General features: G+C 49.4%; 13 protein-coding genes and 1 pseudogene. 1 reads left to right on the top strand and 13 read right to left on the bottom strand.

The genetic code is table 11. The features are described 5' to 3' along the window. Window positions 1-311: 311 nt before the first annotated feature. The 6 genes from NZU74_20040 to NZU74_20015 all read right to left on the bottom strand — a co-directional run bounded on the left by NZU74_20040 (window position 312) and on the right by NZU74_20015 (window position 3,126). Window positions 312-875, bottom strand: coding sequence for a hypothetical protein (locus NZU74_20040; GenBank protein MCS6883624.1), 564 nt, complete (start codon window positions 873-875; stop codon window positions 312-314). A gap of 22 nt (window positions 876-897) precedes the next feature. Then, on the bottom strand, window positions 898-1,341 hold the full coding sequence (locus NZU74_20035; protein ID MCS6883623.1) for a DUF5615 family PIN-like protein: 444 nt from the start codon (window positions 1,339-1,341) through the stop codon (window positions 898-900). Further along, window positions 1,338-1,571: a DUF433 domain-containing protein gene (locus tag NZU74_20030; GenBank protein ID MCS6883622.1), complete on the bottom strand. Its 234-nt coding sequence runs from the start codon at window positions 1,569-1,571 to the stop codon at window positions 1,338-1,340. Before NZU74_20030 ends, NZU74_20035 begins: the two co-directional genes overlap by 4 nt. A gap of 220 nt (window positions 1,572-1,791) precedes the next feature. Continuing rightward, window positions 1,792-1,968, bottom strand: a complete 177-nt coding sequence (locus NZU74_20025) for a hypothetical protein (protein MCS6883621.1) — start codon at window positions 1,966-1,968, stop codon at window positions 1,792-1,794. Window positions 1,969-1,997: 29 nt separating this feature from the next. Next, window positions 1,998-2,234: a hypothetical protein gene (locus NZU74_20020; protein MCS6883620.1), complete on the bottom strand. Its 237-nt coding sequence runs from the start codon at window positions 2,232-2,234 to the stop codon at window positions 1,998-2,000. A gap of 19 nt (window positions 2,235-2,253) precedes the next feature. After that, a complete protein-coding gene (locus tag NZU74_20015; protein MCS6883619.1) occupies window positions 2,254-3,126 on the bottom strand; it encodes a class I SAM-dependent methyltransferase in 873 nt (290 codons plus the stop codon). 322 nt (window positions 3,127-3,448) lie between these two features. Here NZU74_20015 and NZU74_20010 point away from each other — a divergent pair, with 322 nt between their 5' ends. Further along, window positions 3,449-3,634, top strand: a complete 186-nt coding sequence (locus tag NZU74_20010) for a hypothetical protein (GenBank protein MCS6883618.1) — start codon at window positions 3,449-3,451, stop codon at window positions 3,632-3,634. A gap of 495 nt (window positions 3,635-4,129) precedes the next feature. On the opposite strand, the pseudogene NZU74_20005 reads toward NZU74_20010, so the two are convergent. The 7 genes and pseudogenes from NZU74_20005 to NZU74_19975 form a co-directional block, all read right to left on the bottom strand. Further along, window positions 4,130-4,981, bottom strand: a pseudogene (locus NZU74_20005) (NotI family restriction endonuclease). Then, window positions 4,978-6,045, bottom strand: coding sequence for a site-specific DNA-methyltransferase (locus NZU74_20000; protein ID MCS6883617.1), 1,068 nt, complete (start codon window positions 6,043-6,045; stop codon window positions 4,978-4,980). Before NZU74_20000 ends, NZU74_20005 begins: the two are co-directional and overlap by 4 nt. Before the next feature lie 205 nt (window positions 6,046-6,250). Further along, entirely contained in the window at window positions 6,251-6,835 is a 585-nt protein-coding gene (locus NZU74_19995; protein ID MCS6883616.1) for a hypothetical protein, read from the bottom strand. 429 nt (window positions 6,836-7,264) lie between these two features. Next, window positions 7,265-8,002, bottom strand: a complete 738-nt coding sequence (locus NZU74_19990) for a hypothetical protein (protein ID MCS6883615.1) — start codon at window positions 8,000-8,002, stop codon at window positions 7,265-7,267. Further along, entirely contained in the window at window positions 7,992-8,615 is a 624-nt protein-coding gene (locus NZU74_19985; GenBank protein ID MCS6883614.1) for a hypothetical protein, read from the bottom strand. Before NZU74_19985 ends, NZU74_19990 begins: the two co-directional genes overlap by 11 nt. Then, the gene (locus tag NZU74_19980; protein ID MCS6883613.1) at window positions 8,612-8,779 is read right to left on the bottom strand and encodes a hypothetical protein; all 168 of its coding nucleotides are present in this window, start codon (window positions 8,777-8,779) and stop codon (window positions 8,612-8,614) included. The genes NZU74_19985 and NZU74_19980 overlap by 4 nt, the downstream gene beginning before the upstream one ends. 3 nt (window positions 8,780-8,782) lie before the next feature. Beyond that, window positions 8,783-9,910 carry a hypothetical protein gene (locus NZU74_19975; GenBank protein MCS6883612.1) on the bottom strand — a complete coding sequence of 376 codons (1,128 nt, stop codon included), beginning with the start codon at window positions 9,908-9,910 and terminating at the stop codon, window positions 8,783-8,785. Between the last annotated feature and the right edge of the window lie 181 nt (window positions 9,911-10,091).

The raw sequence follows: 10,091 nt of genomic DNA, 5'->3' as shown, positions 1-10,091 counted from the left end.
TCCGCAAAAACGGCGTCTGCTGTTTCGCCTGTCCGCGGCGGGGGGCCGCCTGTTCGCCTGCCCCCCTTACAACCCTGCATGTGGTTGGGGTGGGGCGGTCAACCCCCCCCCCCCCCGACGCCAACCCGGAAGACCGCGCAGCGAAACCCCGTCTCGGGCATGTTTCAGCAACGGCCATTCCAGCGAGACCGTTCGCGGGCTGGTTTGAGTCGCCCGATGCGCGGCTGCGCCGGAGGCTAACGGTCAGCGTTCAGCCGCAGCGCGGAGCGAGCCTCGAAGCGGCGAGCGAAGCGTTTGGCTAGAGCGGCGGGTTAGCCCGCTTGATTTTTCATAGGCTTACCCTTACGTTCTTTGATGCCTTGCACGAGGAACAAAATGCCACCACCCAAAATAAGAAAACCTGCCGGATTTGGCAACCAGCCTTCATACACATCACCAGAGACATAGAGAGTATCACTCGATGTTGGTAAGTTTGCTCGCTTTAGCCCCTCATTCTTCACAAAAAAACGCGTTGTGAATATAAGCCAGGGATTGAGAGAGGGTGTCCAGCGAACCGTACTGTACGTCTCTCCAACTTCTAGCGGGTGATCATTCACAACCAGGGTTTGTTCCTGTCTCTCGAGTTTCAGCATTCCAACTGTGATCTCATCCTGATCCGTTGCGCCCAAGGCGTAGACCCCACCTCCACTGAATGCTTCGAGGGGCCACAGACTGACACAGTACGCAATACGCGTGTCAGGGCGCACATCTGGAACTAAACCGGCTTGGCAAGGAAAATCGACAGCCATCGTCGGCGTCACCTGGTAAATTGCTATAACCAAGAGCACTACCGAAATCACAATCAGGATGATGCCAAGTGAAAACTTTGTCCTCATCAGCAATCCCCGGAGAAGCTGGCTAACGGCTGGGTTCAGCCGCAGCGCGCAGCGCGTCGGCTGCAACCCGTGTTGGGCTGCACGGCTGTGTGCGCACCGGCATGCGGCACAGGTACATGGGCACAATCAGGGCCGTAGGCGTGAGTTCGATGTAGCCATGAGTCTGAAAGGCCGTGACAATGGCCGAAATGTTCGGGAGAAACAGCGCTTCGAGGGCGGCATTCGTGACGTTGCCAGCGGGCACGACCAGGAGCTTGTACGGCTGACCGGTGAACAGAAAGGAGTTGACGAAATCAGCGTATTTAGTGATAACCACCCGGTTCGCGCGTACCGAGACCTCGTTGATGTCGCTATCAGTCGAACGATTGCCCTTGGGCGGATCCAATGGGTGAATAGCGTCGTGTCCGGCTTCCTGCAGCTTACGGGCCAATCGGCGCGGCAGATGCGCATCGCCAAGGAAGGTCATACCGTGACCAGTTCCAGCCGCTTGATCTGGCTTCGGCGCGCCGCAAACGCCAGGGCGGCGCGAATCTCCGCGCGTTCAAGATCCTCATCATCGGCGAGGATCTGCTTGATCGTCATGCCCGAACTGAGCAATTCCAAGATCGTCTCGACCGGATAGCGCAAGCCGCGAATCGTTGGCTTGCCGTGACTGATCTCGGGATTGATGGTCATGCGATCCAGCAGTGTGGTCATCAGGCACGTTATCTGTAATCAGCGCGTATCGAGCGGATGGTCATAGGGCGCCACGAGGCGCCGTTGGCGCTTCCGGGATGATCGGGCAAAGTTGCGAGCTTGAAGTCTTTCCCTGGCGCAGTTCATGCAGTTTTTTAGTCCGCCGTCCCCTCTGAACGAAGCGAGGTCGACTCGTAGCGATGTTGGACAGCAACAAACTGTTTGCGGAATAGCGCTGCAATCATTCCTTGGGCTTGATTGAAAGCCCAAACAATCCGCCAGATAGAATGCCAAGAATCACTGCAATCACGCTTCCAACAATAGCCCAGCCACCAGAAAGTAATGTAAACGACAGCGTGAGGAATAGCAGACATCCCATGAGCGAGGCAAAAGCCCAAAGTTCTATCTTCTTATTCATAACAGACCGCGCCTTTCCTGTATGGTGCGTTACGGCCCTTTTATCCGCGGCTCGAAAATCAATACATATTCAATGATCGCCGCGGCTGAATCATCAATCAAGAGTTGAACAAAACGCCATTCCTGGCCGGAATATTGGCTAATAGAGTCTTGATAACTCGGATGTTTTGGATGCTTCGATACTATCTTGATAACAGATGTTGCTCTATATCGCCTAACGGCCTGCGCTTCAGCCGCAGCGCGGAGCGCGGTCGGCTGGAAGCGCATGGCAGGCGTCCATCCCCTGTCAATTCTTAACAGCCCAGAGGTACGCTACAGCCGACCTGCTTGCGCCTTGTTTTCTTTCCACGAGCGGACGCAAATAGGCAACGAATTTCTCTGCTTCATCGGGCGTCAACGCTTGCTGGATCGCTTCTTCGAGGGTCGGGATTTTGGGATTGCCCGCAGTTCGAAGAAACGTTTCCCAATTCCCTTCCGCAGGCGGCTTAACTTCCGCCTGCAATTCAAGATGAATTTCCGTGAAGCCCGCTCTTTCAGCAAAAGCAATCAAATCGCGTTCGTCAAAGTCCAACATTGGATCGGTGTCAGGCGGCTGTAGTCGTTGATAAACGGCCTTGACCTTCTGGGCGATTTCCATAACAGGGGTTACCTCATAGCCCCGGAACATATGCGGCGACTGGGTAGAATGGGCAAACCGATTAATCGGCTCAAAGATGGACAAGCGTCCTTTGGGTTTGAGCACACGATAGAATTCCTTGAATGCTTGTTGCTTCGCTGAGACATAAATCAAGACCGAGCGTGTTGTCGCTATGTCCACCGAAACATCGTCGAGGGCAGACAGGTCGTCTGCTGAGGCGAGAAGAAACTGACAACGATCCAGCACGCCCATTTCCCGCGCAATGGTTTGAGCGTGATAGAGCAGGTGTTGGGAGATGTCGCTGAAGATAACCTTACCCGTCTTAACCCTTTCTAACGCCCCAAAAGCAATTAGCCCATCGCCGCAGCCTATATCGAGCAAAGTTTCGCCTTCGGTCAGGTTAGCGTTACTCAGCACTTTGTCTCGCACTGGATATAGATAATCCAATGCAGCCTGCTTTCGTTGCGGGTCACCGCTAAAACGCCGATTCAGCAACCACTGACTCCAGATGTCTGGACTCATTTTGACCCTCTGACACGCTGATTACTCGATAGGCGGCTAACGTTTGAGCTCAGGCCGCGGCCCGTCAGGGCCGTCGCGCCTGCGGCGAATGGTTAGCGGCCAACACTTTGCGCATAAACGTAGACGAGGCCGGACACAGATCGGAGAACTGGGCCGTTGCCGCAATTGCCGCCGGAGCCTCAGACCGTGGTACAGCCTCGTAGCCACGCCTGGCAAAGAACTGTGCCGCCGTCGTGGTTAGAAGATACAGGGTTGCAACCCCCTGCTCTGCTGCAAACGTTTCGGCATTTGACACCAGGCTGCTCCCGAACCCGGAGTTCCGTTGCGTCGGCTCAACGGCCAACGACCGGAGCAGGCCAACCCTCCCATAAATTTCGACGCCGACGACGCCAACAAGGCGATCGCCATTCCGCATACCGAGCAGCTTGAGGTTGCGACTACTGGCGAGATCGCCAACGGGAAGCTGGGCTTCGATCAGAAGCGCCTCGACTTCTGTATGGAGGCTTAGGGTTTCGGCACGCATTTTCCTTGGCTGCTAACGGTCTGGCGCATAAGCCGCCCGCGAAGCGAGCTGAGTAACTAACACTAGGGTTACAGAGCTTTAGGACGCCGAAAAACGAAGGTGCTCACCTGTGGCATCCGGGGGGTTGCCACACCATTCCAGTACGGAGGCACAGTATGAGCAGCAGCCAGGAAGTATACACCCGTCTCGCCGAGAAATTGCAGGCCGTTCATCCCGCGCTCCGCTGGCGCCGGTTGAGCAACTGGATCTGAATTATCGTCGGTCTGATCCAGGGGCAGTCGGTTCATCTCAGCCAACTCACACTGCACATTCCTGGTCTGGCCAAAGCAGCCGGCCGCATTGCCCGTATTCGACGCTGGCTCGCCAACGACGCTATCGACACCCGTACACTCTACGACCCGCTCATCCGTGAGGTGCTCAACGAAGCGAGCGAAGCGAGCGGAGCGTGTCGGCTTGATGCGCGTGTTACGCCCCGCTCCATCATCCTGGCACAAAACGAGTAGCGGGAGAAATTTTAGCTTGCACAGCTTCCAAAATCTGATCGAGTTCCACTCTGGCTTCAGCTTGTAAGCCAAGACAAGTGGCTATTCCGTCCGCGTCTGTGCTGAGACGCAACTGCATAGTTAACTTGAATGATCCATCGTGTTGCCGAGCAATCCTATAGGCATGAAAATGCATCGAGTCCCCAAGCACGGCTGGGTTCTCAAGATGTGCAAAGTTAAACTCCTTAGCCATATATTCAAGAAGCTTATCTTGGACGCACAAGACAAGTTTCTTATTGACATGCTCAAAGGTGTCAATTTTGTGATGCATTTGAACCAAAATAGTCTTTGCCGTCATTTTCCAATTCATGCCGTATGGTTAATCAAAGTTTTCGGCATCGTCTGGTCGCGGAATCCCTATCTCACTCAGAAATCTTTGCCGCTCTGGCCATACTGTACCGATTGTGTCTAACGTCTGAATTTCAATGCCGACAAAGTCCTTAACCTTTCCGTCTCTAACGGAAACCAGAAAGTAGTCAACGCTACCGCCCGGTACAGAGACTTCCGAGACAATGTGTAATTCGTTACCAGGTTGATGTGTAGTAAGAAGATGGAGACAGTCAGAAAAAATCTGTCGCCGCTCGGTCAAACGAGTCGGACATATAACGATAGGCTCAGCCACCTTCCCATAGAGAACTGTGCATGTTCCAATTGAAGTGTTAGGGTCGCTCTTTCTTACTTTATAACATCTCTTTCCCAAAAAAGGACAGATCTGTTCTCGAACAATCTGACTCCAGTTTTCTTCCCTTCTCTCAGTTGAGATGCCAAACAGTTCGACGACCTTGCTCATAGTTCGGTGCACCTTTCTTGTGCAATTTCAAGATACTTACGCGATATGTCAATTCCAACCGATTTACGACCCAGGTTGAGAGCACAATAGAGGGTAGTACCTGTACCACAGAAAAGATCTAAAACAACCCCTGCTGGGGGGCATGTAGCGAGGATTGGTATTCTACAAAGGTCAACAGGGTAGGGCGCAAAGTGCAAGTCTCTTCCCTGAGTATCTTCTGGAAGAATATCCCATACGTCGCTTGGTTTGCAACCCTTGGGGTGATACCGTAAGAAGTAGAATCCTTTTTCAATCAATTCTTTTGCTCGTCCTGACACTTTTTCACTATCTGAATGCGTTGTACGCTGTTGCCCGCGGATAATCATACGAAAGTCGGAAATACGCCCTGCCGCAACTTCTGCAAGCATCTTATCCAAGGCTTCATAAGCAGCGGCTTTTTCCTGTTCAGACAGGGCGGTAGATAGTTCAATTTGGCGTCTATAGCGCACTCCCGATACTCCCGTTGCGGAAACGACAGCCCCATTTACGACTTTCGCTTCGCGTGGCTTCGAGCGAATGGCATCCGCATTGTAGTAATAACCTTTGGGTTGCTTGACGAAGTGGAAAACCATTTCATAAATATTGCCAAGTCGATCGGTTGTATTATCCATGCCGCTCTTAACTTTATTCCACACAACGGCGTTACGAAGAATCCAGCCCTGATTATCAGTCAATTCAAAAGCAACACGCCAAGGAATTCCGAGCAAATTCTTACGTTGATAGCTGTCTCCGATATTGAGCCAGAATGATCCTGCAGGTTTCAATACACGCTTAAGCTCAAGAAAAATCTTCGCCAGGTGTCGCACATAGTCACGGTAATCCTTTTCAAGCCCAATTCCACCATTCTCATATTGCCGTTTTCCCCAATAGGGTGGTGAGGTCATAACACAGTCAATAGAAGAGTCAGGAAGCTCCTTAAGCACGAAAAAGGCATCTCCTAATAAGAAAAGAGGGGCTATTTGGCCCTGTCTGATATAATTCTCAAATGCTGATCGGAAGTTCTCAGCAAATATCAAAGTTGTCATGGAAGATCACTCTAATAAACGATGTTCGTCTTCTCAAAAAAGAGGCATAACGGCCTGGCGTTCAGCGGTGCCGCACTGATAGAACGATACGGATTTCGGACCGAATCCAGCTTTCAAAAACGCCACGATCTTGCTCGACGCGAAGCGGCGTCCGCTGCAACGCCTTGTTGATCCGCCACTGAAAGCGTGTAAACAGAAGTTATGTTCAATCTAGATCGAGCAATTGCATTAAGAGTTTATCTTCCTTCATTACGGGTTGTTGTTTTCTTTCAGTAAATACCGAGTCGGTCGACATTTTCTTTGGTTGGTGAGGCAATACATCGAGGCCTTTGCGATCGAAAGGACCCTCCACGATGTCACTTACAGAATACGGCTTTGATACGAACAGTGTTCTTGATCCACTAAAGCTATCATAACAGTATGCTTGAATTTCTAACTTCGCGGTCTTTCCCGATCTCATTAAATCATCAAGGAGTAGTGTCTTGTTCCGCGCTGCTCGTCTAATTTCTTCTGGAAAGATAGGCCAGTCATGTAGTATGTCGGTGCTATTAGTATATAGAAACAATATCTTCCTGCGTCCTATTTTGTTCTTCTTGGCAGGAAGAAGTATCGGGATTCTATAGCTCGTACTTCCGTCTGGACTCAATGGCACGTACACAATATTCCAAGTCCTTCCCATTTTTACGCTAACTCTAGCTGTAAGTTCTATATCAATAATGTTGCGAATCCCGCAATTTTCAATCTTAAATTTATATCTATAACCAGATTTATCTTCCTCCGTCTTTTTCATCCGAACTTTACTAATAGACGGGGAAAAGCGGATTTTAGGGACAAAGAAGTGGAAAAGTAGTCCCCAAGCGACGAAGTTTGTGAGCACTCCTAAGACGAAGCCAATTATCAGATCGAATGAACTTGTTCCCATACTGACAATTCATAGACTTTGCACGTCCTTCGCCAAATCGCTACTACAGACAGTGATGATTTAGGTTCGGAACCACTACAGGCAGCAACTCTGGCGAAGACTCAAAAGGCAAGCCGCTATGTTCGGTAAGGATTTCGGAGTTGCAACGGAGTAGACAGATTCGGATAGCTGCAGTATACCATCGCTTGAGTAGAGCATTGATTGATGGTGGCGGCCTAACGGCTGGCGCATCAGCCGCACGCGGAGCAAGCGAAGCGAGCAGAGCGTGGCGGCTGAATGCGCGTGTTGGGATGCCTTTCACATATAGTAAACATATTTCGGTTCAGGAATTTGGCCATCAGGAATTTCCTTGAGGATGTCTCCGACTGCTCTGGCAAACTGCAAAGTGATTGGCCATGCTCCATCTACATCAGCAGTATTCCAGTTCATTTTAGTCAATACAAATAACTCCTTCAGCAGTTGTGTCTTGGTACTATCGCCATAATGGTCAGCTACTCTTAATGGCATTGGAACATGCCCGTGAGGATATTTGCCTAGTTCTGGTATATAACCCGTCGTGTACAAGATGTGAATATCGCCAGTACTCAGTACAGTTCCCCGCAGTGGAGGATAGTTCCCACTACGTAATAGCCTAAAATTGCCCGTAGTTCCAACAGTTACCAAATCGTATTCAGGAATTTGCGACAAGGCTTTCTTAAAGCCTTCCCGTTCTTCGGGTTCAAATCGTGACGATTTATGAATCACCACCCTTCGGGGTAATTGTCTGCCTTCCGCTTGATAACGTGATAGAACATCTTGAATTAACTGTTGCGCTAGAGTTTCAGAAAGATGAGGAGACTTGTCTAACTCATCGTCCCATTTAAATTTCTGACCCCGCAATATAAGCCCGTCGCCATATTCGTTAAAGGCTTGAGCAATACTCGCTCGAATATAGATTAGCTCACCGTAGGGACGGAAAAAACTGATGCCTATAAAACAAGTTGCTGGTTCTATATCGGTTAATCCCCATGGAAGACCGCCAACTTTATAGTACATTGCTGTAAACACATTCCAAGCGCGCGTTGGCGCGGCGGAAATCTCGTTTTACAGAGCCTTTTTCAGAAAATGGATCAGGAGTTTCTACCATACGTAATCTTTTGTAGGCGCTTTCTTCAAGTACAATAAAGATGTAATCTAAAGGATGGTCTTTCTCGCAGAGAATCTTTACTTTCATCTCAATTAAATCAAGCATCCCACAAAGCTGCCCCGCAAGACTCGTCTTCTGCAAGATGCGATCCCTGTCTGCTTTTGTTATTTTTTCAACAGTCTCGTCGGATAAGATAATTTGAAATCTATACCCCAGATCATTTGAAAGTCCAGGAAATGCTATCGAACCATTTTCAATATCTTCTGCGTTCAAACCCGTTTTGCACTCATCAATGAATTGTCTCACCTTCTCTATAGCATTGATGTCTCCAACAAAACCGACGTGTACTTCTCCCTTGTGTCTTGGGGTGTTGAGTGAACGAGGGCCAAAGAGAGGAATCCCTATCTTAGGGTTGATATGAAGTGAACCGCCTGCAAAAGTCAACTTTGGTTCAGGCAACCACACCAATTCCAGATTGGGCTTTTTCAAGAGTCGTTGCCTCTTCGGTCTAGGAGTGCTCATTCTTCATACTCGTCCAGATAGATGCTATCTTCGGTGTCTTCGGTTTCTTCATTCAGAAAACTTAATTCGGCAAAACTGAAAAGGTCTTCGGAATGTTGTTGAAAAACAAAATCCTTCTTATCGTTAGGTGCGCCTGCCCATTCAATAATACCCTCTGGCAACATATTCTAAATGATTAGAGCCTGCTTGCCAAAACGGAGAACCAACCGTGGACGCGCCTGAGTAATAAATTCACGCCACAATTGTATTTCTTGAAGGGACTCCCAGTTGTACATCCTTGATTTAATCTTCGTGACTTTGCTGCCAATTGAAGTATGCAAGTAAGGGTCATATCCATCTTTGGTTATATGACGTTCGGGACGTATGGTAAGCACCCATTGTTGCGGTGCTATTTGCTGAAATGCTAAATTAGCCGCCAGATGAATCCAGTATGATTTGGGCAAGCCTGTGGCTTTAGTTGTTGGCTGGTGAACGACAGCCTTTGTGGTTCTTCTCCCTGATAGCGCCGTGTAAGTGAACTTTCTTTCAACTTTTTCTTTATCTAGCTTGAAAAAGTATCTACGATGGGTAGGGTCATAAATTACCCCTTTCATTCTTAGAAAACTATTCAAGGCTCTATTCAACAAAGCAACATACAGACGATGACCATCAGATTCAGCCCATAGGTCAGTTGCTTTTGCAACTGTGACTGTGGAACCATCATATGCTCCCCAAAAAGGGTTTGCAGAGTCGCGCAGGTCGAAAAAAGTAAATATCTTCCTTTCGCGCAATTCAAAAGCATACAATATGTTTCGGCTTTCGTTGGCCTTTAGATACTTGAATAAATCCAGGATATTATCTCTTCTATATGGAGTTTCTGCTGAGAAAACGATCTCTGGAAGATGTACAACGGGCAGGAAAGATGCATAAAGGCTTTCTTGGGTGGTTTTCCCTTCTCCGCTATCCAGTACCCCTTGCCGTAAGGATTGTGCGATCTTCTGTTCGTGCAGGTGCTTCATTTGGCGAAGAACATGCACGTTATATTGGTATTCAAACTTGTCTATTATTGCGTGGTGAGTAGGACAAAGAAGAATCAGATTTGCTGCTTTGTTGCGCTCTTCTAGAGGTACGCTTGGGTCTGCTCGTGGTCCAGTATCTCCGTATGCAATCATATGCGCCATTTCCGCAATCGGCTTAAGCTCATCGCCTTCTTGAGCAATGACTTGGGTTTGACAACCAGGAAATGCGCAGAGATTTCCTGACTTAGCAAACAAAATTTTAAGTTCAGACTCGGGAATATTCACTCTCTTGCTCATAACTTTTCGTTCAAGATGACCGATTGCCTGCTAGGCAACCCAACGGCCGGCGTCAGCGGCTGGCCGAGGCCGCAGGCCAGTCCGCTGCACGCCGGGGTGGGGCAGCGGCAACATGCACGACTCCGAACACTCAGTCATGGAGCAATACGTGGATGCCAGTGCTCCAAAAGCAGCGCGGCCC

This window comes from Chloroflexaceae bacterium, assembly GCA_025057155.1.
Classification (GTDB): Bacteria; Chloroflexota; Chloroflexia; order Chloroflexales; family Chloroflexaceae; genus JACAEO01.
This window is presented reverse-complemented; position numbering and strand designations above follow the sequence as displayed.

Bases quoted from the DNA above. Each gene is read 5' to 3' on its own strand.
- NZU74_20030 (MCS6883622.1), bottom strand. From the start codon at position 1,571: ATGACCACACTGCTGGATCGCATGACCATCAATCCCGAGATCAGTCAC.
- NZU74_19975 (MCS6883612.1), bottom strand. From the start codon at position 9,910: ATGAGCAAGAGAGTGAATATTCCCGAGTCTGAACTTAAAATTTTGTTT.
- NZU74_20035 (MCS6883623.1), bottom strand. From the start codon at position 1,341: ATGACCTTCCTTGGCGATGCGCATCTGCCGCGCCGATTGGCCCGTAAG.
- NZU74_20020 (MCS6883620.1), bottom strand. From the start codon at position 2,234: ATGCGCTTCCAGCCGACCGCGCTCCGCGCTGCGGCTGAAGCGCAGGCC.
- NZU74_19985 (MCS6883614.1), bottom strand. From the start codon at position 8,615: ATGAGCACTCCTAGACCGAAGAGGCAACGACTCTTGAAAAAGCCCAAT.
- NZU74_20015 (MCS6883619.1), bottom strand. From the start codon at position 3,126: ATGAGTCCAGACATCTGGAGTCAGTGGTTGCTGAATCGGCGTTTTAGC.
- NZU74_19995 (MCS6883616.1), bottom strand. From the start codon at position 6,835: ATGAAAAAGACGGAGGAAGATAAATCTGGTTATAGATATAAATTTAAG.
- NZU74_20040 (MCS6883624.1), bottom strand. From the start codon at position 875: ATGAGGACAAAGTTTTCACTTGGCATCATCCTGATTGTGATTTCGGTA.
- NZU74_19980 (MCS6883613.1), bottom strand. From the start codon at position 8,779: ATGTTGCCAGAGGGTATTATTGAATGGGCAGGCGCACCTAACGATAAG.
- NZU74_20000 (MCS6883617.1), bottom strand. From the start codon at position 6,045: ATGACAACTTTGATATTTGCTGAGAACTTCCGATCAGCATTTGAGAAT.
- NZU74_19990 (MCS6883615.1), bottom strand. From the start codon at position 8,002: ATGTACTATAAAGTTGGCGGTCTTCCATGGGGATTAACCGATATAGAA.
- NZU74_20025 (MCS6883621.1), bottom strand. From the start codon at position 1,968: ATGAATAAGAAGATAGAACTTTGGGCTTTTGCCTCGCTCATGGGATGT.